At 72.2% G+C, this 26,087-nt stretch carries 19 protein-coding genes; 8 read left to right on the plus strand and 11 right to left on the minus strand.

Annotation, left to right across the window (positions count from 1 at the left end; genetic code table 11):
- Window positions 1–110: 110 nt before the first annotated feature.
- Genes RWK90_RS15760 through treY form a run of 3 tightly spaced genes read left to right on the plus strand, consistent with a single transcriptional unit; the run spans window position 111 to window position 6,871 of the window.
- Window positions 111–2,270 carry an acyltransferase family protein gene (locus RWK90_RS15760; protein ID WP_314038569.1) on the plus strand — a complete coding sequence of 720 codons (2,160 nt, stop codon included), beginning with the start codon at window positions 111–113 and terminating at the stop codon, window positions 2,268–2,270.
- A gap of 58 nt (window positions 2,271–2,328) precedes the next feature.
- A complete protein-coding gene (gene glgX / locus RWK90_RS15765) occupies window positions 2,329–4,473 on the plus strand; it encodes a glycogen debranching protein GlgX (RefSeq protein WP_314038570.1) in 2,145 nt (714 codons plus the stop codon).
- A gap of 1 nt (window position 4,474) precedes the next feature.
- Window positions 4,475–6,871, plus strand: a complete 2,397-nt coding sequence (gene treY, locus RWK90_RS15770; RefSeq protein ID WP_314038571.1) for a malto-oligosyltrehalose synthase — start codon at window positions 4,475–4,477, stop codon at window positions 6,869–6,871.
- 123 nt (window positions 6,872–6,994) lie between these two features.
- Here the strand turns inward: treY and RWK90_RS15775 are convergent, their stop codons facing one another.
- Window positions 6,995–7,360: an RNA-binding S4 domain-containing protein gene (locus RWK90_RS15775; RefSeq protein ID WP_108847143.1), complete on the minus strand. Its 366-nt coding sequence runs from the start codon at window positions 7,358–7,360 to the stop codon at window positions 6,995–6,997.
- 202 nt (window positions 7,361–7,562) lie between these two features.
- Window positions 7,563–8,492, minus strand: coding sequence for a type IV toxin-antitoxin system AbiEi family antitoxin domain-containing protein (locus RWK90_RS15780; protein WP_314038572.1), 930 nt, complete (start codon window positions 8,490–8,492; stop codon window positions 7,563–7,565).
- 389 nt (window positions 8,493–8,881) lie between these two features.
- On the opposite strand from RWK90_RS15780, the gene RWK90_RS15785 reads away from it, so the two are divergent.
- Entirely contained in the window at window positions 8,882–9,589 is a 708-nt protein-coding gene (locus tag RWK90_RS15785; RefSeq protein ID WP_314038573.1) for a nitroreductase, read from the plus strand.
- 31 nt (window positions 9,590–9,620) lie between these two features.
- On the opposite strand, the gene RWK90_RS15790 is transcribed toward RWK90_RS15785, so the two are convergent.
- Both RWK90_RS15790 and RWK90_RS15795 read right to left on the minus strand, forming a co-directional pair.
- Window positions 9,621–9,860 (minus strand): hypothetical protein, encoded by a 240-nt coding sequence (locus RWK90_RS15790; RefSeq protein ID WP_063973324.1) that lies wholly within the window; start codon window positions 9,858–9,860, stop codon window positions 9,621–9,623.
- Window positions 9,861–9,864: 4 nt separating this feature from the next.
- On the minus strand, window positions 9,865–10,539 hold the full coding sequence (locus RWK90_RS15795) for a YigZ family protein (protein WP_314038574.1): 675 nt from the start codon (window positions 10,537–10,539) through the stop codon (window positions 9,865–9,867).
- Window positions 10,540–10,724: 185 nt separating this feature from the next.
- Here RWK90_RS15795 and treZ point away from each other — a divergent pair, with 185 nt between their 5' ends.
- Together treZ and RWK90_RS15805 are read left to right on the plus strand one after the other, a co-directional pair.
- Window positions 10,725–12,470, plus strand: coding sequence for a malto-oligosyltrehalose trehalohydrolase (gene treZ / locus RWK90_RS15800; protein ID WP_314038636.1), 1,746 nt, complete (start codon window positions 10,725–10,727; stop codon window positions 12,468–12,470).
- 287 nt (window positions 12,471–12,757) lie between these two features.
- Window positions 12,758–13,231 (plus strand): hypothetical protein, encoded by a 474-nt coding sequence (locus tag RWK90_RS15805; protein ID WP_314038575.1) that lies wholly within the window; start codon window positions 12,758–12,760, stop codon window positions 13,229–13,231.
- Between the two features lie 138 nt (window positions 13,232–13,369).
- Here the strand turns inward: RWK90_RS15805 and ilvA are convergent, their stop codons facing one another.
- The 6 genes from ilvA to lspA all read right to left on the minus strand — a co-directional run bounded on the left by ilvA (window position 13,370) and on the right by lspA (window position 22,783).
- A complete protein-coding gene (gene ilvA / locus RWK90_RS15810; RefSeq protein WP_314038576.1) occupies window positions 13,370–14,644 on the minus strand; it encodes a threonine ammonia-lyase IlvA in 1,275 nt (424 codons plus the stop codon).
- Between the two features lie 1,065 nt (window positions 14,645–15,709).
- Window positions 15,710–19,255 (minus strand): DNA polymerase III subunit alpha, encoded by a 3,546-nt coding sequence (gene dnaE, locus RWK90_RS15815; protein WP_314038577.1) that lies wholly within the window; start codon window positions 19,253–19,255, stop codon window positions 15,710–15,712.
- 35 nt (window positions 19,256–19,290) lie between these two features.
- Window positions 19,291–20,223, minus strand: a complete 933-nt coding sequence (gene rarD, locus RWK90_RS15820; RefSeq protein WP_314038579.1) for an EamA family transporter RarD — start codon at window positions 20,221–20,223, stop codon at window positions 19,291–19,293.
- A 169-nt stretch (window positions 20,224–20,392) separates the two neighbouring features.
- A complete protein-coding gene (locus tag RWK90_RS15825; protein WP_314038580.1) occupies window positions 20,393–21,265 on the minus strand; it encodes a hypothetical protein in 873 nt (290 codons plus the stop codon).
- Window positions 21,262–22,188 carry an RluA family pseudouridine synthase gene (locus RWK90_RS15830; protein ID WP_314038581.1) on the minus strand — a complete coding sequence of 309 codons (927 nt, stop codon included), beginning with the start codon at window positions 22,186–22,188 and terminating at the stop codon, window positions 21,262–21,264. The genes RWK90_RS15825 and RWK90_RS15830 overlap by 4 nt, the downstream gene beginning before the upstream one ends.
- Entirely contained in the window at window positions 22,181–22,783 is a 603-nt protein-coding gene (gene lspA / locus RWK90_RS15835; protein WP_314038582.1) for a signal peptidase II, read from the minus strand. The genes RWK90_RS15830 and lspA overlap by 8 nt, the downstream gene beginning before the upstream one ends.
- A 116-nt stretch (window positions 22,784–22,899) precedes the next feature.
- On the opposite strand from lspA, the gene RWK90_RS15840 reads away from it, so the two are divergent.
- Window positions 22,900–24,018, plus strand: a complete 1,119-nt coding sequence (locus RWK90_RS15840; protein WP_314038583.1) for a DUF6263 family protein — start codon at window positions 22,900–22,902, stop codon at window positions 24,016–24,018.
- Window positions 24,019–24,083: 65 nt separating this feature from the next.
- On the opposite strand, the gene RWK90_RS15845 is transcribed toward RWK90_RS15840, so the two are convergent.
- Entirely contained in the window at window positions 24,084–24,575 is a 492-nt protein-coding gene (locus RWK90_RS15845; protein ID WP_314038584.1) for a hypothetical protein, read from the minus strand.
- 164 nt (window positions 24,576–24,739) lie between these two features.
- Between RWK90_RS15845 and RWK90_RS15850 the strand changes: the two genes are divergently transcribed.
- Complete coding sequence (locus RWK90_RS15850; protein WP_314038585.1) at window positions 24,740–25,771, plus strand: asparaginase; 1,032 nt, start codon at window positions 24,740–24,742, stop codon at window positions 25,769–25,771.
- Window positions 25,772–26,087 lie beyond the last annotated feature (316 nt).

Below are 26,087 nucleotides of genomic sequence, written 5' to 3' on the forward strand. Positions count from 1 at the left end.
GACCCGTTGTGGTGTAATCGGACCCGGCTCCGCCTCGTCAGGCGTGGTGCCCGGGCACCGGGCCGGGCCGTTCGCGACCGACCGGACGAGACGTCAGGAAGTACCCGCCAGTGGCCACCATCCCTTCTCCCGCGCCCGCCCCCCGGCGCCGCGGGAAGATGGCCTACCGGCACGACATCGACGGGCTGCGCGGCCTCGCGATCGCCCTCGTGGTGGTGTTCCACATCTGGATGGGCCGCGTCTCCGGCGGCGTCGACGTGTTCCTCACCCTGTCCGGGTTCTTCTTCCTCGGCTCGCTGCTGCGCGGGGCCGGCGACCGGACCACGTCCCTCGACCCGCTGCCGCACCTCACGCGGCTGGTCCGCCGGCTCTACCCGGCACTCGTGGTGACGATCGCCGCCACGGTGGCCGGCACCGTGCTCATCAAACCGCCCACCCAGTGGTCGGCGATCTTCGAGCAGACCATCGCCTCGCTGCTGTACTACCAGAACTGGGAACTGGCGATCACCGCGTCGGACTACGCGGCCGCCGACGCGACCATCTCGCCGCTCCAGCACCTGTGGTCGATGTCCGTGCAGGGCCAGTTCTACCTCGTGGCGCTCGCGGTGATCCTCGGCGTCAGCGCCCTGTGGCGCCTGGTCGTGCGCCGCGGCACCCCCAAGTGGTTCCTCGTGGCGGTCGTGGCCGCCGGCACCGCCGCCTCCGCCTGGTGGGCCGTCCTCGGCCGCGAGGCCAACCAGGCGTGGAACTACTACGACACCGGCGCCCGCATGTGGGAGCTGCTCGTCGGCGGGCTCGTCGCGATCGTCCTGGCCGGCGTCGTCCTGCCCTGGCCCCTGCGCCTGCTCACCACCGCCGCGGGTCTGTTCCTGGTCGTGAGCACCGGCTTCTTCTTCGACGGCGCCGCCCACTTCCCCGGTCCCCTGGCCTGGTACCCCATCGGCGGCGCCCTGCTCATCGTGCTCGGCGGCAACCTGCCGGCCGGCCAGCGTGCCACCCCGTGGAAGGACCCCGTCACCTGGCTGCTGTCCGGCCGGCTCTTCCGGCGGCTCGGCGACATCTCCTACTCGCTGTACCTGTGGCACTGGCCCCTGCTCATCCTGTGGCTCTCCCACGACCGGGACGCCGAGATCACGCTCGTGTCCGGCCTGACGATCATCGCCGTGTCGATCGTGCTGGCGCTGATCACCGAGAAGTACGTCGAACGGCCCGTGCGGATGGCCAGCCGCGCCCGCGGGGGCGCCACCCCGGCCGCCGCCCGACGTGACCGGTTGCGGGGCCGCCCCGCCCGTTCGGCCCGTGAGCAGAGGCTCTTCGTCCGCGCCGGTGTCCTCGTCGTCGTCGCCGCCGTCGCCAGCGTCGCCACCGTCGGCTGGTGGGGCGCCACCTCCGGTTCCCGCTCCGCCGTGCCCTACGTCGACTCCCTCACCGACCCCGACCACCCCGGCGCGCGGGCGTTCTTCGAGGGCGTCCCCGCACCCGACGACGTCCGCTACGTCCCCTCACTGCTCCAGGTCGGCAACGACCTGCCCGCCAGCACCATGGACGGCTGCATCTCCGACTTCGAGTCCACCGAGGTCAGGCTCTGCGTCTACGGGGACATCACCTCGCCCCGCACCATCGCCCTGACCGGCGGCTCCCACGCCGAGCACTGGATCAGTGGACTCGACGAGGTCGGCCGGCACTACGGGTTCCGCGTCGTCACCGTCCTCAAGATGGGCTGCCCCCTGACCCTGGACGCCTCGGTCTCCGACGGTGACGAACCGCTGTACGAGAGCTGCGCGCAGTGGACCCCCGAGGCCCTCGCCGCGCTCGTCGGCCTCGGCCCCGACTTCGTCTTCACCACCGCCACCCGCCCGGTCGGCGTCGTGGGACCCGACGTCACCCCCCGCCAGTACGTCGACCTGTGGCGCGCACTCGGCGAGCAGGGCATCGGGGTCATCGCCATCCGCGACACCCCGTGGCTCAACCGCGGCCGCGGCCCCATCCGCGCCGGCGACTGCCTCGGGGACGGCGGCACCCCCGCCGAGTGCGGCATGCCGCGCGAACGGTCCATCTCCCCGATCAACCCCGCCTCGCTGGCCGGGGCCGGCCTCGACAACGTGCGCCTGCTCGACCTCACCGACGGACTGTGCGACCCCGAGGTCTGCCCCGCCGTGGTGGGCAACGTGATCGTCTACCACGACTCCCACCACCTGTCCGGCTCCTGGGTGCGCTCCGCGTCCGGCGAGCTGGCCCGCCAGATGGGACCCGCCACCGGCTGGTGGTGACCGAGCCCTCCCTCGACGTCGACCGCGCCGGGCCCGAAAGGCACTACCCTTGGGCAGCGTGACCCAAGACGACGTGACGCAAGCCGCCCCGGAGCTCATCCGCGCCTGGCCGGGAACGCCCTACCCGCTGGGGGCCACCTACGACGGAACGGGCACCAACTTCTCCCTGTTCTCGGAAGTCGCCGAGCGGGTCGAGCTCTGCCTCATCGACGAGGACGGCGGCGAGCAGCGGATCGAACTCACCGAGGTCGACTACCACATCTGGCACTGCTACCTGTTCGGCGTGACGCCCGGGCAGCGGTACGGGTTCCGCGTCCACGGGCCGTACGACCCGGCCAGCGGCCTGCGCTGCGACCCGTCCAAGCTCCTCATGGACCCCTACGGCAAGGCGTTCGACGGCACCTTCGACGGGCACCCCAGCCTCCACAGCTACGACCTCGAGGACCCGGAGCAGCGCAACACCGAGGACTCGCTCGGGCACACCATGACCACCGTCGTGATCAACCCCTACTTCGACTGGGGCAACGACCGCGCGCCCGGCCACGAGTACCACAACACCGTCATCTACGAGGCCCACGTCAAGGGCATGACCGCCACCCACCCCGACATCCCCGTCGAGATGCGTGGCACCTACGCGGGGATGGCCCACCCGGCGATCATCGACTACCTCACCGACCTCGGCGTCACCGCGATCGAGCTCATGCCGGTGCACCAGTTCATGCACGACCAGCCGCTCATCGACAAGGGCCTGCGCAACTACTGGGGCTACAACAGCTTCGGGTTCCTCGCGCCCCACAACGAGTACGCGTTCGCCAGGCAGCCCGGCGACGCCGTCAGCGAGTTCAAGGCCATGGTCAAGGCGTTCCACGAGGCGAACATCGAGGTGATCCTCGACGTGGTCTACAACCACACCGCCGAGGGCAACCACCTCGGACCCACGATCGGCTTCCGCGGGATCGACAACCAGGCCTACTACCGGCTCGTCGAGGGCGACGAGCAGTTCTACATGGACTACACGGGCACCGGGAACACCCTCAACGTCCGGCACCCGCACTCGCTGCAGCTCATCATGGACTCGCTGCGGTACTGGATCCTCGACATGCACGTCGACGGCTTCCGGTTCGACCTCGCCTCCGCCCTGGCCCGCGGCCTGCACGAGGTCGACCGACTGTCCTCGTTCTTCGACCTGGTCCAGCAGGACCCGGTGGTCAGCCAGGTCAAACTCATCGCCGAACCGTGGGACGTCGGCGAGGGCGGCTACCAGGTGGGCAACTTCCCGCCCCTGTGGACCGAGTGGAACGGGCAGTTCCGCGACACCGTCCGCGACTTCTGGCGCGGCGAACCCGCCACCCTCGGCGAGTTCGCCTCCCGCCTCACCGGCTCCTCCGACCTCTACGAGGCCACCGGGCGGCGCCCCACCGCGTCGATCAACTTCGTCACCGCCCACGACGGCTTCACCCTCAACGACCTCGTGACCTACAACGAGAAACACAACGAGGCCAACGGCGAGGACGGCAACGACGGCGAGAGCCACAACCGCTCCTGGAACTGCGGCGTCGAGGGCCCCACCGACGACCCGGAGATCCGTGCGCTGCGGGGGCGGCAGAAGCGCAACCTGCTCACCACGCTCATCCTCTCCCAGGGGACCCCGATGATCGCCCACGGCGACGAGGTCGCCCGCACCCAGCACGGCAACAACAACGTGTACTGCCAGGACAACGAGACGTCCTGGATGAATTGGGAGCTCGACGAGGAGCAGCAGGACCTGCTCGCCTTCACCCGCGAACTCCTCCGGCTGCGCAAGGACCACCCCGTCTTCCGGCGCCGCCGCTTCTTCGGCACCCCTGTGCGCGGCGAGGAGGACCCCCAGGACATCGCCTGGTTCGCCCCCGACGGTTCCGAGATGACGAGCAAGGACTGGGACTCCGGATTCGGCAAGTCCCTGGCCGTCTACCTCAACGGCGAGGGCATCCGCGAGCCCGACGAGCGGGGCCAGCGGATCATCGACGACTCCTTCCTCATGCTGTTCAACGCCCACCACGAGCCCATCCACTTCTCACTCCTGGGAACCGGGTACGCCGAGGCCTGGGAAATCGTCCTGGACACCACCCGGCCCGCCGGCGAACACAACGGGGAGCTGCCCTCCGACGGCACCCTCGTCGTGGACGGCCGCGGCTGCGCCGTCCTGCGGAAGCTGCGCTGACATGCGCGGACGCGTCGACCGGGTATCCAGCACGTACCGCCTCCAACTGCGGACCCCGGCCTCCGACCCCGACGGTCGCGGGTTCACCCTGGCCGACGCCGAGGAGCTCGTGCCCTACCTCGCCGACCTCGGCGTGGGTGCGGTCTACCTCTCCCCCGTCCTCACCGCGACGCCCGGGTCGACCCACGGCTACGACGTCGTGGACCCCACCGAAGTCTCGCCGGAGCTGGGCGGGATCGAGGCGCTGCGCTCCCTGCGCACGGCGTGCCGTCGCCACGATCTGGGCCTGATCGCCGACATCGTGCCCAACCACCTCGGGGTGGACGAGCCGGCCGCCAACCCCTGGTGGTGGGACGCCCTGAAACGGGGCCCCGGGTCGCCGTACCACCGGTTCTTCGACTTCGACACCGAGGCGGCCAACGGAGCCGACGGCCGGATCGCGATCCCGGTGCTCGGCTCACCGGAGGACGTGGCCGACCTCGTCGTCGTCGCCCCCGGGGACTCGGAGAGCGGCGAGGCCGAGCTGCACTTCTACGACCACCGGTTCCCGGTGGCGCCCGGCACCGACGGCGGCACGGCGCGCCAGGTCCACGACCGTCAGCACTACCGGCTCGTCCACTGGCGCGAACCGCTGCTCGGCTACCGGCGCTTCTTCACCGTCACCGGCCTGGCCGGCCTCCGGCAGGAGGACCCCCACGTCTTCGACGCCACCCACGCCGAGGTGCGCCGCTGGTGCGAGGAGGACCTCGTCGACGGGATCCGCGTCGACCACCCGGACGGGCTGTCCGACCCGGTGGGCTACGCGCACCGACTGCGGGACCTCGTCGGGCCCGAGCGCCTCGTGCTGGTGGAGAAGATCCTCGCGCCGGACGAGGTGCTGGAACCGGCCATGCCGGTGGACGGCACCACCGGTTACGACGCGCTGCGCCTGATCGACCACCTGCTCGTCGACGCCACCGGCGAGGAGCGGCTGTCCGAACTGGCGGCACGCCACGGGGGCGACCCCGGCGGCGAGGACAGCGTGCACGCGCAGTCCGCCGAGCTCAAACGGCAGATCGTCACCGAGGACCTGGCCCCCGAGCTCGCGCGCCTCGCCCGCGTCGTGCGCCGCGAGGCCGCCACCGGGCACGACGGCTCGACGACCGACGACGTCGGGGACGGCGACCTCCGCGAGGCCCTGATCTCGGTGATCGCGCGCACGCCGTTCTACCGCGCCGACTACCCCGTCCTGCGGGGCACCCTGCCCGCCATTCTCGACGGGCTGCGCCGGGACCGACCCGGGCTCGCACCCGCGCTGCGCCTCGTCGGGGCGGCCCTCACCCGCGGCGGCGAGGCCTCCACGCGGCTCGCCCAGGTCACCGGCGCCGCCACCGCCAAGGCCGAGGAGGACCGGCTCTTCTACCGACTCGGGCGCCTGGTCTCACTCAACGAGGTCGGCGGCTCACCCGGGCGGATGGGGCTGCCCGCCGAGGCGTTCCACCTGACGATGGCCGAACGCGCCCGCGCCACCCCGCTGACCATGACCGCGCTGAGCACGCACGACACCAAGCGCGGCGAGGACGTCCGCGCCCGGATCTCGGTGCTGTCCCAGATCCCCGACGAGTGGGCGGACCTCGTCGAGCGCGTCTTCGAGGCCCACCCGCCGCCGGCTGAGGACGCCGGGTACTTCCTCCTGCAGGTGATCGTGGGCGTGTGGCCGGAGCTGGGCGGCCCGACCGATCAGCTGCGCACGCGCCTGCACGACTACGCCGACAAGGCGCTGCGGGAGGCCGCGGTCCACACCACGTGGACTGATCAGGACGCGGAGTTCGAGTCCGCCGCGCACCGGTGGATCGACACCCTCCTCGACTCCGGCGCCGGCCTCATCGGCCCGTTCGTCGAACGCATCGCCCCGGCCGGCCGGGACAACGCCCTGCTCGCCAAGGCCGTGCAACTGCTCTCCCCCGGCGTGCCGGACGTCTACCAGGGCACCGAGGTGTGGGAGGACTCCCTCGTCGACCCGGACAACCGGCGGTTCGTCGACTTCGGTCCGCTGCGATCGGGCGCCGTCGCCCGTGCCGGCCACCCGAAGTTCACGCTGGTCCGCGAGCTGCTGAGGATCCGCCGCGCACACCCGGCGGACCTCGTCGGCGGGGCGCACGTGCCCGTCCCCGTGCACGGTCCCGCCGCCGCCGACGTGGTCGCGTTCACCCGGTCGGTCGACGGTCGCCCGGCGGTCGGCCTGCTCGCCCGGCGACGGACGGCGGTGCTCAGCGCCGGCGATCTCGGAGGCACCACCGCCCTGCTGCCGGAGGGGACGTGGGCGGTGCGGCCCGTCGGGGCTCCGATCTCCGGCCGCGTCGACCTGGGCGAGTTGCTCAGCGAGTCGGCGGTCGTGGTGATCGTCCGGGAGGACTGAACCGGGCGGCCCCGGCGGGATCGGGCTCGGGCCGCGCGGTCGGGCCTGAGCCGGGTCGGGCTCGGCCGGTCGGGCTCGGGCCGCGGTCTTGCGACCAGCCGCGGTCCGATCGCGGTCCCCGGGTCAGCCGCGGCCCAGCAGCCGGTCGGTCTCGCGCCGCTCGCGCTTGGTGGGCCGCCCCGCGCCGCGGTCCCGTCGCGGTTGGGAGGCCAGGACCTCCTTGGGCGGCGGCGGGGGCGAGTGGTCGATGTAACACGTCGCGGCCACCGGGGCGCCTACCCGCTTGCTCACCGTCTCGACCACCTCGAGGATGCGGATCCGGCCGAGCGCACCCGTGACCTGCACGCGGTCGCCCGGCACGACGTTCTTCGACGGCTGCACCGCCTCGCCGTTGACCTTGACGTGCCCACCCCGGCAGGCGGCCGCCGCCTTGGTCCGCGACGGGAACAGTCGCACCGACCACGTCCACGCGTCCACCCGCACACCCATGGCCTGAGGATAACCGCGCCCGGAGTCTCCACGCGTCCCGCGCAGCGTCATCACGGCGATCCGCCCTTCGCTTTGTGATCCGCCCCTCGGATGATGATCTGCCCTCGGAGTTCCTAGGGCGGATCGATTTCCGGAGGGCGAATCGAGGATCAATGGGCGGATCGAGGCTCGGAGGGCGGATCGTGACGGCCAGCCGCCGTAGTCAGGCGACAGCCGGGTACATCACGCTCCGAAGACGCTGCACCAGCAGCCGAGGCCTGTCGAGATCCGCCCAGCGCCAGTGGAGCACCCGGTAGCCCAGAGCCATGAGCGCGGCATCGCGGTCCTTCTCCACCCCCAGTCGGCGCCGGGCCTCCGCCGCATCCGCGCCATCGAGATACTTGCCGAAACCGTCGCATTCGCCGATCAGACCGAGCTCTGGCCAGAGAAAATCCACGCGAGCCACGAAGTTGCCGTGAGCATCGAAGATGTCGACTTGTGTCTGAGGCTCAGGAAGACCGAAGTCCTCGAAGATGAGGCGACTGCGGGTCTCCGCGACGCTCTCGCTGCGGGCATCGACTCGGGCCAGCGCGGCCCGCGCGCGTTTGACGCCGGACCTACCGGCCGCGCGGCTCAGCGCGTCGTCCACCGAGGTCGCGGTGACCGCCTCCGCCTTGAAGGCCGCGTCCGCGACAGCCACGCTCGCCGGTAGTGCGCACGACCTGGCCACGTCCACGATGGTCCGTTCTGCGCGGGTCACGTGCAGTCCATCGACCACGTCGACGTCGTCCTCCGCCAGCGGGGTCACGTCATGCTTGGTCAGCCTCGTGGTCCGGGATCTCTGGGCGTGCCCGGCGCGGGACAACGACACGGTTCCGAGTGGCAGATCCCAGCCCGGCAACCCCAGGACGAGAGCGGCTGACCAGTGGGTGAACACCGGACCCCCGAGGGCGCGGTCCGCCGCCAGCACCATGAGCAGGTGCCGCTCCTCTCGCCCGAGCTCTCGCGTCGACCGCTCCACGTAGAAGCCGGGCCGCAGCCGTATGAGATCGCCCGAGGCGACCGCTCTACCGAGCGACTGCGTGCTGAAGCCGGCCGCCGTCAACTGCTCAGTCGTATGGAGAAGTGCTCGAAGGTCATCGAAAGTAGCCATGGTCAGATCCTCGGGTGCTCACCAAGCCGCTTCCGGCGCATCCCGGTGCTCGCCTCGTTCTCCTGTGGATCGCGACGGCACCTGTGACTGGCTGGGACAGCCCTCGTGACCTGCCCGATCACCGCGGGCGGGGCGGCGAGTGGACGAGTTCGCGCCGGGCGAGCAGGAACCTCACGAGTCGGTCCACGGCGAGCGGAAGTCCTACCAGCGTGGGCACCCAGCCGTGGCCGTCGGCGTTCTGCCCCTCGGATTGCGAGTTGCCCCGGGAGTTCCTAGGGCAGCTGACGATCCGAGGGGCAGATCGTCGGAAGGCCCCGGTCGGCCCGCACCGCCGGCCGGGGCACCGTGGGAGACTGGGGTCACACCACCCCGCAGCCCCTGGAGGACGCATGACCGACGCCGCCGCCCCGTACGTCACCGACACGATCGACGCCGCCGCCACGCTCGAGCGGATCCTCGACGAGCGCCACAGCTGCCGCGGGTTCACCGCGGAGCCGGTGCCGGAGGAGACGATCGAGCAGATCCTGCGGATGGCGCAGCGCACGGCGTCGTGGTGCAACTCCCAGGCCTGGCAGGTCGAGCTGGTGAGCGGGGACGCGACGGACGCGTTCAGCACGCACCTCACCGAGCACGTGCTGGCCAACGGCATGCGCTCGGATTTCCCGGCTCCGGAGCGGTACGACGGCGTGTACGGCGAGCGGCGCCGGGCCAGTGGCTACGGTCTCTACACCGCCCTGGGCATCGAGCGGTCGGACCAGGAGGCCCGGATGCGGCAGATGTTGGAGAACTACCGCTTCTTCGGCGCCCCGCACGTCGCGGTGATCACCTCTGACGCGGGGCTGGGCACCTACGGGGCGGTCGACTGTGGCGGGTACGTGTCGACGTTCCTGGCCGCGGCCACCTCTCTGGGTGTGGCGACGTGCGCGCAGGCCGCGATCGCCCTGTACTCGGACGCGGTCCGCGAGCACCTGTCGATCCCGGAGGACCGGCTCATCGTGTGCGGGATCGCCTTCGGCTACGCGGACGAGAACCATCCGGCCAACACCTTCCGCACCGAGCGCGCGGACCTCGGCGACGTCGTGCGCCGCCACGGCTGATCTGCCTGCCAGCCGTTCCGGCTGAGACGGCTCAGTACAGCTCGCGCTTCTGGTCGGGCTTGCCGGAGATGGCCTTGCGGACCTTGTTGCCGTGATAGATGGTCAGGATCCCGGCGATGATCGCCACCAGGGTGAAGAACGAGCTCGCGAACAGCGCGATCGGCAACGACACCACAGTCACACCCAGCGCGATCGCCGTGTTCCGCGCGTCCTTGCGGACCTGCTGCTTCTGGAGCTCGATCGAGTTCGGCTGGTAGGGCTGCATGCTCATGTGTTCAGGATTCCATATCCGGGCGGGTCGCCGCGGTCTCGGTGGTCGCGACCCCCGCCTCCGCCCACTCCGCTCCGCCGGACGTGCGGGTGGCGAGGATCGGCGCGATCACGTCGAACCGCCCCGCCACCGTGAACCCGACGCGGCGGCCGTAGTCCACGTCCAGGATGCGCGCCCCGGCCGAGCGCAGCGCCGCCTCGAGCCCGCCGGCGACCGCGTGATCCACCGAGGTCGCCCACGCGGGGGTGCGGGTCACCTCCACCACCCGGCCGTCGCGCCACGCCTGCTCGACCGCCTCGTTCACCGCGGCGGAGTAGGCGCGCGCGAGACCGCCGGTGCCGAGTTTGGTGCCGCCGAACCAGCGGACGACCACGGCGCACACGCCGGTCAGTCCGCTTCCGCGCAGGGCCTCCAGCATGGGCGTCCCGGCGGTGCCGGAGGGTTCGCCGTCGTCGTTGCTCCGCTCGATCGGCCCGGCCCCGGGGACGTCCACGGTGAAGGCACTGCAGTGGTGCCGAGCCGTGGGGTGCGCGGCCCGGAGTCCGGCGATCAGGGCGCGGGCGCCCTCCTCGTCGTCGCACCGTCTCAGTACCGCCACGAACCGGGAGCGCTTCTCCTCGTATTCCCCGGTGACGTCCGGTCCGGCGGAGAGCCTGAGCACGGGCGGCGATGCGGTCATGCCCCCAGTATCGCGCCCCGTCGCGGTGGCGGCGCGGTGGGGCGGCACGAGGGGCGGCACGGTGGGGCGGCGCGGCGGTCCGCCCCGACCTCTCCCCGCGGGCCGGGGTTTTCCCTACGCTGGGCGGCGTGACCTCACCCAGCCAAGCGACCCCGACCGCCGTCTCCACCGACCCACGCGCCGAGATGTTCTCGGTGTGGGCGCCCGGGGCCCGCGCCGTGGGGTTGGTCCTGGACTCCCCCGACGCCGAGCCGGTCCCCATGCGCCGCGCCCCGGGCGGGTGGTGGACGTGCGGCGTCCCCCGGGAACAGGGCAGGGACTACGGGTTCGTGGTGACCGGCGACGACGACGAGGCCGGCCCGCCCAGGCCCGACCCGCGGTCGACGCGTCAGCCGAACGGGGTGCACGGGCTGTCGCGGGTGCACCGCCTGGACTGGTCCCGCTGGACGGACCGGGCATGGACCGGCCGGCAGCTGGCCGGGTCGGTGATCTACGAGATGCACGTGGGCACCTTCTCGGCCGGCGGGACGCTGACCAGTGCGATCGAGCATCTCGACGAGCTGGTCGAGTTGGGCGTGGACATGGTCGAGGTCATGCCGGTGAACGCCTTCAACGGCGAGTACGGCTGGGGATACGACGGGGTGGCGTGGTTCGCGGTGCACGAGCCGTACGGCGGGCCGGACGCGTTCCAGCAGTTCGTGGACGCCTGCCACGCGCGGGGGCTGGCGGTGTGCCTGGACGTGGTCTACAACCATCTGGGCCCGTCGGGGAACTACCTGCCGGAGTTCGGCCCGTACCTCTCGGCGGCGGACGGGCCGTGGGGGTCGGGGCTGAACCTCGACGGCGAACACTCGGGCGAGGTGCGGCGGTTCATCATCGACAACGCGCTGCGGTGGTTCGACGAGTTCCACGTCGACGCCCTGCGTCTGGACGCCGTGCACGCGCTGCACGACGCCTCCGCCGTGCATTTGCTGGAGCAGCTGGCTGTGGAGGTGGAAGCGCTCTCGACGCATCTCGGGCGGCCGCTGTCGCTGATCGCCGAGTCGGACCAGAACGATCCGCGTCTGGTCACCGCGCGCGAGGCGGGCGGGTACGGCCTGGACGGGCAGTGGGACGACGACGTCCACCACGCCGTGCACGCGGCGGTCTCGGGGGAGCGGCAGGGCTACTACGTGGACTACGGGTCGCTGGAATCGCTTAGGCAGGTGCTCACGGGCGCGTTCCTGCACGCGGGCACGTACTCGACGTTCCGCGGCCGCGTGCACGGTCGGCCGCTGGACGTGGGCCGGGTGCCGGGGTCGCGGTTCGTGGCGTACACACTGACCCACGACCAGGTGGGCAACCGCGCGGCCGGGGACCGGCCCTCCATGAACCTCACGCCGCAGCAGCAGCTGGCCAAGGCCGCCATCGTGCTGTGTTCGCCGTTCACGCCGATGCTGTTCCAGGGTGAGGAGTGGGGCGCGCGAACCCCGTTCTGCTTCTTCACCTCGCATCCCGAGCTGGAGTTGGCGGAGGCGGTGCGGCAGGGGCGGACCCGGGAGTTCGCGGCGATGGGCTGGGACCCGGACACGGTGGCGGATCCACAGGATCCCGAGACCTTCCGCCGTTCGGTGCTCGACCGCTCGGAGCAGGCCGCCGACGAGCACGCCGAGATCCTGCGGACCTACCGGGCGTTGATCGCGCTGCGCAAGGCCGAGCCCGAGCTCAGCGACCCGTGGCTCGGCTCCGTGCGGGTGGACTGCGGGGTCGAGGCCGACGACGACCGGTGGCTGGTGGTGCACCGCGGGTCGTTGGCGCTGGTGGTGAATCTGGGCACCGAGCCGTGCCGGGTCCCGCTCGCCGGCGAGGCGGAGTTCTCCTCGGGCGCGGTGGCCGACGCCGAGTCGGTGTTCTGTCAGGCGTTCGGGTTCGCGGTGGTGCGGACCGGCTGACGCGCGGCGGGGGCGGGGCGCGTGGCGGGCCGCGTAGCAAGTCGCGTGGCGCGTGGCGCGTGACGATTTTCGTGGCAAAGTGCCGAGCCGCGTGACGGAGCGTCGAACCCCCGTTCCCGACGCGGGGGTATTTAGCCTGGTAGAGCTAGTTTTCCACTTCCGCTCAAGTAGGCGGAAATGTGTTGGCAATCACTCGACCGGATTGTAATGTTGGCGCCGCTCCGAACACGGGGCACAGGCCCTCGCGAGGGGCGGGGGCTCCGTACGCCACACCTAGGGGGAACTAGATGGCTACCATCTCTGCTCGCACACTCACCAGGTCAGCCGCGGTCGCCGGTGCGCTCGGCCTCGCCGTCGCCTTCGGCGCGCCCGCCGCCACCGCCCAAGAGGGGAGCCTCGACGCCGGCTCACTGCTCACGATCTTCGATCTCCAGGAGCTCGCCGGTTCGGTGGAGGGTTCCCTGGCCGGCGAGGGCGGCGCCGACGCCGGCAGCGTCGGGTCGGTCGTTGGTCTCCTGGACCCGGGTTCCATCGCGGCGGCGGTCGAGGTCGCCCAGGGGTCCACCGGGTCGATCGGGGATCTCGCCGGTGTCATCGACCCGGACGGGTTCGGCGAGGTGATCGCCGGATCGATCGAGTCCGCGTCCGCCGAGGAGGGCGGCGGGCTCACCGGCTCGCTGGGCGAGATCCCGGAGGGCTCGATCGCGGGTCTCTTCGAGACCATCGGCGGGGCCGGGGGCTCCGCCGCGCCCGCGGAGTGATCCCGACGGCGCGCCTGCGCCTCTGACGACATCGCCGGGACCACAGGGGGGACCTGTTCCGGCAGCGGCCCTACCGGACGAGCACCCGTCCGGTAGGGCCGCCGCCGTGTGGGGGCCGGGCCACCGGGCAGGGTCCGGTCAGGTCAGGTACTCATAGGCCGCGGTCCCGGGCTCCAGGCGCTCGCAGTCGATCCGGGAGGCGTCCATCCGCTCGAGCAGGGAGTGCAGGCCGGTGGCCGAGCCCAGCTCGATACCCACCAGCGCCGCACCGAACTCGCGGTTGTTGCGCTTGAGGTACTCGAACAGGGTGATGTCGTCCTCGGGCCCCAGGACCTCGTCGAGGAAGCGACGCAGCTGGCCCGGCTCCTGCGGGAACTTCACCAGGAAGTAGTGCTTGAGACCCTTGTGGACCAGGGACCGCTCGATGATCTCGCTGTACCGCGAGACGTCGTTGTTCCCACCCGAGATGATGCAGACGACCGTGGCGCCCTCGTCGATGTCGAGCTGGTGCAGGGCCGTCACCGCCAGCGCGCCCGCGGGCTCGCAGATGATCCCCTCGTTCTGGTACAGCTCCAGCATCTCCGTGCACACCGCGCCCTCGTCCACGGTGAGGACCTGGATGCGCTCGGTCATCGAGGAGATGACGCCGAACGGGAAGTCGCCGAGCCGCGCGACGGACGCCCCGTCGACGAACGTGTCGACCGTGTCGAGGGTGACGGGCTCCCCCATCTCCAGCGCCCGCGTCAGCGACGGTGCGCCGGCGGGCTCGACGGCGATGATCTTGCAGTCCGGGGCGTACTCGGCCAGGTAGGTGGCGATGCCGCCCGCCAGCCCGCCGCCGCCGACGGGCACCACCACGGCGTCGGGGGTCTCGTCGAGCTGCGCCAGGATCTCGGCGGCGATCGTCCCCTGCCCGGCCATCGTGTCGGGGTGGTCGAACGGCGGGACCATGGTCGCCCCGGTGCGCGCCGCATCAGCGCGCGCGGCGGCCTGGGCGGCGTCGAAGTTCGTGCCGGTCACCACGAGCTCGACCCAGCTGCGGCCGTGCGCCAGGATGCGGTCGCGCTTCTGCTTGGGAGTGTTGGTCGGGACGTAGATGCGGCCGTTGATGCCCAGCACGCGGCACGCGAACGCCACTCCCTGGGCGTGGTTGCCGGCACTGGCGGTGACGACGCCCGCACTGCGCTCGTCGCCGGTCAGCTGCGCCATGAGGTTGTAGGCGCCGCGGATCTTGTAGGAACGGACCGCCTGCTGGTCCTCCCGCTTGAGCAGGATCCGGGCCCCGGTCTGCTCGCTGAGCCGCTCGCTGACGTGGAGGTCGGTCGACCGGATGACATCGCCGATCCGACGCGCTGCGGCGTCGATGTCGTCGGTGGTCACGACCTGGGTACGCGCGGGTTCGGTGGCGGTCACGACCACCAGTGTCCCACCGTGCCCGCGATCACCGCCAACCGGTCACCTGGACACGGGCGGGGCCTGTGGAGGCCACGACGTCGTGCTCGCCCGTGCGACGCCCGGCACAACGGACGATCATCACCGACGGAATCCGGGGAGCAGCCGGCCGGTCGGCGACCTCGCGTCCGCCCCCGCGTTCGTCGGACGCACCCAAGGGCCACCGACGGGCAGGCGGGGCGGCCGAACCTGGCGCCGCCCGATGCCCAGCCGCGCCCCGGAGCGGTGTTTCACCCGGACCCCGCGCCCGCCCTATTCCGTCAGCCGTCGCTTCGGTCAGCGTCTGCCCAGGGCGGGGCCGGCCGAAGCGTGCACAGGCGACGGCTAGCTTCGGATCGAAGCCCCCGCCCAACCGATGCACGGCCGCGCCCCGGAGTGGTGTTTCACCCGGACGCCGCGCCGGCCCTGTTCCGCCAGCCGTCACTTCGGTCAGCGTCTGCCCAGGGCGGGATCGGCCGAAGCGTGCACACGCGACGGCTAACTTCGGATCGGCGCCACCGCCCTCCGATGCCCAGCCGCGCCCCGGAGTGGTGTCTCACCCGGACGCCGCGCCGGCCCTCTTCCGCCAGCCGTCACTTCGGTCAGCGTCTGCCCAGGGCGGGATCGGCCGAAGCGTGCACACGCGACGGCTAACTTCGGATCGGCGCCACCGCCCTCCGATGCCCAGCCGCGCCCCGGAGTGGTGTCTCACCCGGACGCCGCGCCGGCCCTCTTCCGTCAGCCGTCACTTTGGTCAACGTCTGCCCAGGGCGGGGTCGGCCGAAGCGTGCACATGCGACGGCTAGCTGTGGATCGCTGCCCCCCGCCCGCCCGCCGACCGCCGCGCAGCCCCACCCGAGGCCGGCCGGGGAGGATGCTGCGGCGCGCACACGNCGGCTAGCTGTGGATCGCTGCCCCCCGCCCGCCCGCCGACCGCCGCGCAGCCCCACCCGAGGCCGGCCGGGGAGGATGCTGCGGCGCGCACACGCGACACGCCCGCGACGCGCACCGCCGAGCCCGCGCTCGCGGGGGCCCGGCGCGCGCAGGTCAGCCCGCGAGGCAGCCGGCGCCGAGCAGCGCCTTGAGGTCCCCCATGAGCGAGGACGACGTCTCCACTCTCAGCTGGTCGTCGAGACGCAGGACTGTCGAGTTGCTGCCGTTGACCAGCCGCAGGTGCACGTCCGACGGGCCGGGATGACGAACAAGGACCTGCTTGAGCGCGGTGACGGTCTCGATGGTGCACATGCGAGTCTGCAGCGTCAGCGCCAGCGGAGCGCCGTTCCCGCCCACCACCAGGTCCGGCACCTCGAGGGTGTCGCCGAACACGGAGACGCGGTCCTCGCGGATGTTGATGCGCGCCTTGACCAGCACCACCGCGTCCTCGGCGATGTCCAGCGCGGCGATGCGATAGGTCTTGGGGAAGAACAGCACCTCGACGCTGCCGTGGAAGTCCTCGATCGTCACGATCGCCCACGGCTCACCGTTCTTATTCACCCGCCGGTCGACGCCCGAGATGATCCCGCCGATGGTCACCGCGGTGCCGTGGGCGAGTTCGCCCTCGTGGATCGTCGCGATGGACGTGTCCGTCTTGGCCGCGAGCGCCGCCTCGAGCCCGTCGAGCGGGTGTCCGGAGACGTACAGACCCAGCATCTCCCGCTCCAGGGCGAGTTTCTGCTTGGTGTCCCACTCCTCGTCGGGCACCCGGACGGCGAACACGTCGCCGAACCCGGTGTCCTCCGCCGTGTCGTCTCCCCCGCCGAAGAGGTCGAACTGCCCCACGGCCTCGGCCTTCTTGGTGGACATCACCGATTCGACGGCGTCGGCGTGGACGAGGAACAGACCCTTGCGCGGGTGGCCGAGCGAGTCGAAGGCTCCGGCCTTGATGAGCGACTCGGTGACCTTCTTGGTGCACGCCGCCTGATCGATCTTGGCGAGGTAGTCGGAGAAGTCGGTGAACTCGCCCTTGGCCTCGCGCGCGGCGACGATCGAGTCCACGACCTGCGCGCCGACGTTGCGCACGGCGCCGAGGCCGAAGCGGATGTCCTTGCCGACGGAGGCGAAGTTGGTCAGCGACTCGTTGACCGACGGCGGCAGGACCCGGATTCCCATCTGGCGGCAGTTGGACAGGTACAGCGCGGCCTTGTCCTTGTCGTCACCGACGGAGGTGAGTAGCGCCGCCATGTACTCGGCCGGGTAGTTCGCCTTGAGGTACCCCGTCCAGAAGGACACCAGGCCGTAGCCGGCGGCGTGCGACTTGTTGAACGCGTACGAGGCGAACGGCTCGATGGTGCCCCACAGCGCGTCGACGGCCTCCTTGGAGAACCCGCGCTCGAACATGCCGCCGGAGAACTTCTCGTACTCCGCGGCCAGGACCTCGGCCTTCTTCTTGCCCATGGCCTTACGGAAGCCGTCGGCCTCACCGGCCGTGTATCCCGCGAGCTCGCGGGAGATGGCCATGATCTGCTCCTGGTAGACGATCAGGCCGTGGGTCTCCCCGAGGATCTCCTTGAGCGGCTCCTCCAGCTCGGGGTGGATGGGCACCAGTTCCTGCTTGCCGTTCTTGCGGTCGGCGTAGTTCCAGTGCGTACCCATGCCCATAGGGCCGGGCCGGTACAGGGCGAGGGCGGCGACGATGTCGTTGAAGCCGGTGGGCTTCATCCGCTTGAGCAGCTCGCGCATGCCGCCGGAGTCGAGCTGGAACACGCCCAGGGTGTCGCCGCGGGCGAGCAGGTCGTACGTCGCCTGGTCGTCGGTGCTCAGCGTGTCGAGGTCGATCTCCTCGCCACGGTTGAGCTTGATGTTCTCCAGGCAGTCGCCGATCACCGTGAGGTTGCGCAGGCCCAGGAAGTCCATCTTGAGCAGGCCGATGTCCTCGCACGACGGGTAGTCCCAGCCGGTGATGAGGGCGCCGTCCTGCGCTCGCTTCCACATGGGGATCACGTCGAGCAGCGGCTCGGAGGACATGATCACCGCGCAGGCGTGGACGCCGGCCTGGCGGACCATGCCCTCCAGGCCGCGGGCCGTGTCGTAGATCCGCTTGACGTCAGGGTCGGTCTCGAGGAGCTGGCGCACCTCGGCGGCCTCGCCGTACCGCTCGTGCGTGGGGTCGGTGATGCCGGACAGCGGGATGTCCTTGGCCATGATCGCCGGCGGCAGCGCCTTGGTGATGCGGTCGGCGATCGCGTAGCCGGGCTGGCCGAAGTTGACGCGGGCGGCGTCCTTGATGGCGGCCTTGGTCTTGATGGTGCCGAAGGTGATGACCTGGGCGATCTTGTCGGCGCCCCACTTGTCCGAGGCGTAGCGGATCATCTCGCCGCGACGGCGGTCGTCGAAGTCGATATCGATATCGGGCGCGGACGGCCGCTCGGGGTTGAGGAACCTCTCGAACAGCAGGCCGTGCTCGATGGGGTCGATGTTGGTGATCTTCAGGGCGTACGCGACCAGGGCACCGGCGGCGGAGCCTCGGCCGGGGCCGACCTTGATGCCGATCGAGCGGGCGTGCTCGATGAGGTCGCCGACCACGAGGAAGTAGCCGGGGTAGCCCTTGCCCTTGATGACCTCGAGCTCGAAGTTCGCGCGCTCGATGTACTCCTGCGGCACCCCGTCGGGGAAACGCCACTGCAGGCCCTTGTGGACCTCCTTGGCCAGCCAGGTGTCCTCCGTCTCGCCCTCGGGCACGGGGAACTTGGGCATCCGGTCGCGCGGGGTCCAGATGTCGTCGTACGGCTGGACGCGCTCGGCGATCCACAGGGTGTTGTCGCAGGCACCGGGGACCTCGGAGTCCCACTGGGCCCGCATCTCCTGGGCGGACTTGAGGAAGTAACCGTCCCCGTCGAACTTGAAGCGGTTCTCGTCGGCGAGGGTCTTGCCGGTCTGGACGCAGAGCATGGCCTCGTGGGCGTGGGCCTGCTCGCGGGTGACGTAGTGACAGTCGTTCGTCACGAGCGGCGGCATGCCCAGGTCCTGACCGAGCTTGAGCAGGTCTTCCCGGACCCGACGCTCGATGTCGATCCCGTGGTCCATGAGCTCGAGGAAGAAGTTGTCCTTGCCGAAGATCGACTGCCACTTCTCGGCCGCCTCGTAGGCCTCCTTGAGGTGCCCGAGGCGCAGGCGGGTCTGGATCTCGCCCGAGGGACACCCGGAGGTGGCGATGATCCCCTCCGAGTACTCCGCGAGGATCTCGGCGTCCATGCGCGCCCACTTGCCCAGCTGGCCCTCGTAGGAGGCCAGCGAGGACAGCCGGAACAGGTTGCGCAGGCCGGTCGCGTTCTCGGCGACCATCGTCATGTGCGTGTAGGCGCCGGAACCCGCGACGTCGTCGCTCTTCTGGTGCTTCTCGCCCCACAGGATGCGCTTCTTCTCGAACCGCGACTCCGGGGCGACGTACGCCTCGATGCCGATGATGGGCTTGACCCCGGTCTTCTTGGCCTGCTTGTAGAAGTCCGAGGCGCCGTACATGTTGCCGTGGTCGGTCATCCCGACGGCGGGCATGCCGAGCCGCGACGCCTCCGCGAACAGCGGGTCGATCTGCGCCATCCCGTCGAGCATCGAGAACTCGGTGTGATTGTGCAGATGCACGAACTGATCGCCCACGAAAGCATTCCTCCTACGGACTCGTCCGCCACAGTCTAGGTCGGATCACCGACAGTCCTCGAACCCCCAGCACGGGCGCGGCGCGGCTGACGTCCGGCCACGGTGAACGCGATTACCGCGGCCCAGATGAGGGCGAAGCCCACCCACTGGACGGCGTCGAGTCGTTCACCCACGACGAGCAGTCCCCACGCCATCTGCAGCACCGGGACGATGTACTGCAGCATCCCGACGGTGGCCAGCGGGATGCGTTGCGCGGCGACGGCGAACAGCAGCAGCGGGATCACCGTGACCAGGCCGGACGAGGCGAGCAGGGCGGCATGCCCGGCGCCGTGGCCGGTGAACGTACCCGCCCCGGTGGCGCCCAGCCAGACGAGGAACGCCAGGGCGACGGGGGTGGTGACCGCGACCTCGCCGAGCATCCCGGTCACCGGGTCGACGCGGAGCTTCTTCTTGAACACGCCGTAGAGGCCGAAGCTCACCGCGAGGATGACCGACAGGGACGGGAAGTGACCGTACCCGGCGGTGAGGACCCCGACCGCGACGACGGCGAGGGCCACCGCGAGCCACTGTGGGCGGGCGAGGCGTTCGCGGAACACGATCACGCCCAGCAGCACGCTGACCAGCGGGTTGATGGTGTACCCGAGGGCCGCCTCGGTGACCCGCTCGGAATTGACGGCGTACACGTAGACGCCCCAGTTGACCGAGATGAAGACCGCCGCGCCCCCGATGCGCGCCCACGAGGAGCGGTCCACGGCGCGGACCCGCCCCCAGCCGCGGAGCACCGTCACCACGACCGTCATGACGACGAACGACCACACGATCCGGTGCGCGAGGATCTCGACCGCCCCGGCGGGCTCGAGCAGCGGGAAGAACGCGGGGAAGAACCCCCAGAGAACGTATGCCGCGACGCCCGCCGTCATGCCGACGGCGACCGCCCTGTCCTTCTCCCCTGCCGCCTCACCGCTCACCGGCGCCACCCTAGCCCCGCCCGTCGGGGGCGGCCCGGCGGACGGGGGCACGGGGGCACGGGGGCGGCCCGGCGGACGGGGGCACGGGGGCGGCTCAGGCCGCCGACGCTGCAGGCTCGTCAGGCCGCGGGCACCGCAGGCTCACCACGCAGCGGGCACCGCGCGCTCGTCAGGCCGCGGGCACCGGGGCGTCGTCGGGCAGCGGCCCGACCGCGTCGCGCTGCTGCGGTAGCAGTGGTCGGACGGCGAAGCGCCCGTACACCGCGTCGGGGGCCAGCGCGTCCACGGCCCGCACTCCCGGCTGCTCCGCCACCATGCGCAGCTGGTCGGTGGTGCCACGGACCAGCAGGCCGACGACCGCGGGCTCGCCCGCCCGGATGCGGGCGGCGGTCAGCGCGGCGGCCGCGGCGGCCCGGTCCGTGCCCGCGGGGACGGGCGACCCACCGGCCGGGGGCGGCGAGGCGGGTGCCGGCACGGCGCCGGACGGGGCCGGCACGGCGGGTGCGGGCACGGCGCCGGACGGGCCCGGCACCCCCGGGGCACCGCCGACGGGACCGGCGGCCGCCCGCTGGAGACCCCGTTCGAAGACCGGCACGCGCCCGCTCTCCCCCGCGGCCGGCTCGACGACGCTCACCGCCGTGACGGGCATCGCGACCCCCTCGACCGGCACCTGCACGTACAGCCCCGAGACGCGCGGCAGTCCCCGCACCGCGCCGGCGGCCTCGGCGACCGACCACGCCTGGCCCGCGCTCACGAGGGCCCAGCGGTGGGCCCCGGGATCGGTGCCGAGGCCCTCGTCGTCGTCGCCGTCGACACCCGGGCCCCGTACGGGGTCCGCCCCGCCGCCCGCGGTGACCAGCGAGGCGGCCGCGCGGTCGAGGTAGTCACCCACCCGCTCGCCGGGGTCGGGCCCCAGGGCGTCGCTCATCACCCCCGGCGAGCGCGGGAGCTCGGTGCGCAACGCGGTGAGGATCGTCACCAGCGCCAGGACGATCACCACCCCCACCCCGGCCGCCCTGAGCGCCCGCGCCGCGACGGTCACGCCTCGCGCAGGACGTCGATCGCGTGCTGGAGGTCGTCCGGGTAGCTGCTGGTGAAGTCCACCCGCGCCCCGGTGCCCGGATGCTCGAAGCCCAGGCCCACCGCGTGCAGCCACTGCCGCTCCAGCCCCAACCGCCGGGCCAGGACCGGGTCGGCGCCGTACGTGAGGTCCCCCGCGCACGGGTGGTGCAGCGCGGAGAAGTGCACGCGGATCTGGTGCGTGCGGCCCGTCTCGAGCTTGACCTCCACGAGCGTCGCCGCCTGATGCGCCTCGAGCGTGTCGTAGTGCGTGATCGACGGCTTGCCGTCCGAGGTCACCGCGAACCGCCAGTCGTTCGAGGTGTGCCGCCCGATGGGCGCGTCGATCGTCCCCGACAGCGGATCGGGGTGGCCCTGAACCAGCGCGTGATAGGTCTTGTCGACCGTCCGGTCGCGGAACGCCCGCTTGAGCAGCGTGTACGCCCGCTCCGACGCCGCCACCACCATGAGCCCCGAGGTGCCCACGTCGAGGCGGTGCACGATCCCCTTGCGCTCCGGCGGGCCCGAGGTGGAGATGCGGTACCCGGCCGCCGCGAGGCCGCCGATCACCGTGGGGCCGGTCCAACCGACCGAGGCGTGCGCGGCGACGCCGACCGGTTTGTCGACGACGACGATGTCCGCGTCCGAGTAGACGACCGCCATCCCCTCGACCGGCTCTGCGACCACCGCCGGCTCGGCCCGCGGCTCCGGCATCTCGACCTCGATCCAGCTCATCCCCGTGAGCTTGTCGGACTTGCCGACCGTCCGGCCGTCGAGCAGGACCTTGCCCTCACCGGCGAGGTCCGCCACCGCCGTGCGCGAGATGCCCAACAGCCGGGACACCCCGGCGTCGACACGCATCCCGTCGAGCCCGTCGGGGACCGGGAACGTGCGGACCTCACCCATCGGCGGGGCCCCCCTTGGCGGCGGGGGCGGACTCGTCCGAGACCCGCGACCCGTCGAAGTCGATGTTGCGCAGCACCGCCACCGCCACCACGATCACACCGGCGACCAGGCACGAGTCCGCCACGTTGAACACCGGCCACCAGCCCACGGACATGAAGTCCACGACGTGGCCCCGCAGGATCCCCGGAGAGCGGAAGTAGCGGTCCGCCAGGTTGCCGGCGGCGCCGCCGAGGATGAGACCCAGCCCCCACGCCCACCACGTCGAGTGGACCCGCCGCGAGAACCACAGCAGACCCAGCACCACGGCCGTGGCCAGGACGCTCAGCACCACGGTCGACTCCGTGCCCATCGAGAAGGCCGCGCCCGGGTTGCGGAGCAGGACCAACCGCACCGTGTCACCGATGAGGTCGATCGGGTCCGCGCCCTCGAGGCGGGCCACCGCGAGGACCTTGGTGATCTGATCGATCAGGACGACCACCGCCCCGATCCCCACCATGACCACCGGCCCGGCGCGGAAGTATCCGGGCAGCGCACCCCGGGGTGCGGGTGTGCTCGCTCCCGCGGCGTCGGGCCGCGTGCCGTCGGTGTCCGTCATGGCCACCAGTATCCCTGATGCGGCCGCAGGCCCGGCGACCGTGGGTGGCCACTTCCGGCGGCGGCGGATCCGCGACGCCGACGGCCCTCGCGCGCCGACCCTCTAGGCTCGGGGCCGTGGACCCGCGATCGACCGACACCCCCGGCCTCTCCCGTCCCCGCCCGCGCGCCCGGCGCGGTCCGCTCCGCGGCGGTGGCGCCGTCGGCGTGCCCGGCGGTGGCGCCGTCGGCGTGCCCGGCGGTGGCGTCTTCGGAGGGCGCGGGCGGCGGGTGCTCGCCGCGACCCTGGCCGCCGCGCTCGTGGCCGGCGCCGCCGCGTGCGCCGACGACGACGCCGCCGATCCCGCCGCGGGACCGGGCACCTCCGCGGGCGGCGCCTCCGGGGCGGCAGAGGGGTCGCCGGCACTCGAACCCGAGGTCACGGTGGATCCCGGCCCGGCCCCCACCGTGGAGCTGCTCGACGCCGGGCAGGGGGAACGGCGGGTCCTGACCTACGGGCCCTCGCGCGAGCCCGCGGTCGTGGCCGTCACCCGCGCCGCGACCGCACGCACCGAGGTCCCCGGCGCCGACCCGCGTCTCGACGAGACCCCGGAGCAGACGCTCACCCTGGAGGGGCGGTCCGAGCCGGACGTCGACGGAGCGCAGCGGGCCACCGTCACCGCGCGCGAGTTCACCTCGGTCGACGAGCGTCGCGCCGCGCAGTTCGCCACCGCCCCCGGCTTCACCGTCACCTGGACCCGCGGCGCCGACGGCGTCATCCGCGAGCTGGCGCTGGCCGCGCCGGCGGGAGCGACCGACGCCGCCCGCGCCGGCGTCGAGATCACCGCCGGCGCCGTCTCGGACGCGACCGTCGTCTTCCCCACCGACGAGATCGGGGTCGGCGCCCGGTGGACGGTCACCCGGCAGGTCGACGACGCCGTCGCCCCCACCCGGGTCACCACGTACGAACTCGTCGACCTCGACGGCGACGTGGCCACCATCAGCTCCCGCACCGGGGCCCCCGAGCCGGCGGACACCCTCACCGCCCCCGCGCCCGACGGCGGCCCCGGCGTCACCCTCGACGTGGAGTCCTACGAGGTCTCCGGCTCCGGCGAGCTGACGATCGACCTGCGGGCGGCTCTGCCGGTGGGCGGGACGACCGAGTCCTCGACGCGGGCCGTGTACGTCGACCCGCAATCGGGACGACGGACGACCTACGACGAGGACTCGGTGCTGCGCTTCCGCAGCGAGGGCTGACGCGCCCGGGGGTTCAGGGCGCCCACCGGGTCAGGCGCTGCGGAGTCTCAGCGCGTTGCGACGAATCAGGGCGCCGCGCAGGTGGCCGGCGGCTGGAGGCCGGCGTTGGTGATGAGCGCGCAGGCGAACGACTTCTGCAGCTGCCACTGACCGCCCTGGTTGATGAACTGCGCCTGGACGTTGATGTCCTCCTGGCCCGGCTGCGTGATCACCGCGTTAGCGATAAGCGTGCCCGGGATGTCGCCCTCCGCGACACCGGTGATGACCACGCCCGCACCCTGCTCGGCCTTGAGGGCGGCGATCTGGTCGAAGATCTCCGGCGCCTCCGCGCCGCCCTCGACGAGGTCCACCTTCTCCGCGACCGGCACGGCCGGGTCCGACGCGCGGTCGAGCAGCCCGGTCAGCTCCTCAGCGGTCGGCACGCTCGCGGTCTCCTGCGCGCTCGTGGTGGGCGCGGGCGCGGTCTCGCGCGTATCGTCCTCGCCCCCGCAGGCGGCGAGGCCGCCCAGGGCGAACGCGGACAGGGACAGAGCGGCGATGGTCCGTCGAAGACTCACGCGGGGTCCTTTCGTCGAGTTGTACGGCACCGGTCCTTTCGGTGCCTGGCCGTCCATGGCTCCGGGCCGGGGTCACCGGCCCAACGAACACTGGTGGGTCATTGTTCCATCGTCGGCGGCCGGGGTGTTTGACGACGAGGCGCACGCACAGCACTGTGGAGCGGGTGACCAGCGCCGAGACCAGCACGGATACCCCCCACATCGTGATCTGCACCACCGGGGGCACGATCACCGCCTCCACGACGTCCGACGGCGCGGTGATCGCCGGGGACTCCGACCCCGCCACCGCCGCCATGCTCGACCAGCTGCGGTCGGTGCTGCCGGGCGAGATCCGGGTCAGTGCCCGGGCCGTGCTCGACGCCGACTCCTCCACCTTCGGCCCCGCCGAGTGGGACCTGCTCGTCGACGCCGTGTCGGACGTGCTGGCCGATCCGGACGTCACCGGTGTCGTGGTCACCCACGGCACGGACACGCTCGAGGAGACCGCGATCGCACTGGACCTGCACCACGACGACCCCCGGCCCGTGGCCCTGACCGGCGCGCAGCGACCCGCCGACCACCCGGAGGCCGACGGGCCCGCCAATCTGCTCGACGCGGTCCTGCTGGCTGCCGACCCGGTCTCCCGCGACCTCGGGGTCCTGGTGGTGCTCGGTCGGGCGATCCTCCAGGCCCGGGGCGTGCGCAAGTGGCACACGACCGACCCCGTCGCCTTCGCCCGCAACTCCCCGGACCACCCCGTCGAGGGGCTGCCGCCCGAACTCGAACGCCCCACCCTGACCGGCCGGGCCCGCTTCGCCGACGTCCGGGTCGACGTGGTCGCGTGCCCGCCGGGCTCAGACGCCACCGCCCTGCACGCCTGCGTCTCCGCGGGTGCGCGCGGGCTCGTGCTGGAGGGCTCGGGCTCGGGCAACCTCCCGCCCGAGGTCGCCGGGGCGGTCGCGCAGCTCGCCGAGGAGCGACCGGACCTCGTCGTGGTGGCCACCAGCCGGGTCCCGCGGGGTGAGGCCACGGCGACCTACGGCGGTCACGGCGGGGGCGCTGAGCTCGCCACGCGCGGAGTGCTCAGTGCCGGATACCTGCGCTCCGGACAGGCGCGGGTCCTGCTGGCCGCGCTGCTGTCCACGACGGACGGGGCCGGCGCCGACGCCGCGGCCGACGTCCGCCGGCAGTGGGATCGGTACCACCTCTACAGCTGACGAGCAGGCGTCGCCGGTCGCCGGGCCGGCGATTGCGGGGCCTGCGCGTGCTGGCGGGCTGGCGGGCTGGCGATTGCGGGGCTGGCGGGCCTTCGGCGGGCATTCCTGCAGCGCAGGGCAGAGAGGCAGCGCGGTCGGCCGGGGATGTGCTGGGGCCCTGCCCGCCCCGCCGCAGCCGCACGCGCCCATGGCGTCTCGCGTGCCCCGCGGCGGGGGCGAGACGCCATCCCGAGGAGCGGCTGCAAGAAAGGCCGGGCGTCAGCGGGGGCGAGACGCCATCCCGAGGAGCGGCTGCAGAAAAGGCCGGGCACCGGCG

Origin of the sequence: Dietzia sp. CH92, assembly GCF_032248695.1 — a bacterium.
Classification (GTDB): domain Bacteria; phylum Actinomycetota; class Actinomycetes; order Mycobacteriales; family Mycobacteriaceae; genus Dietzia.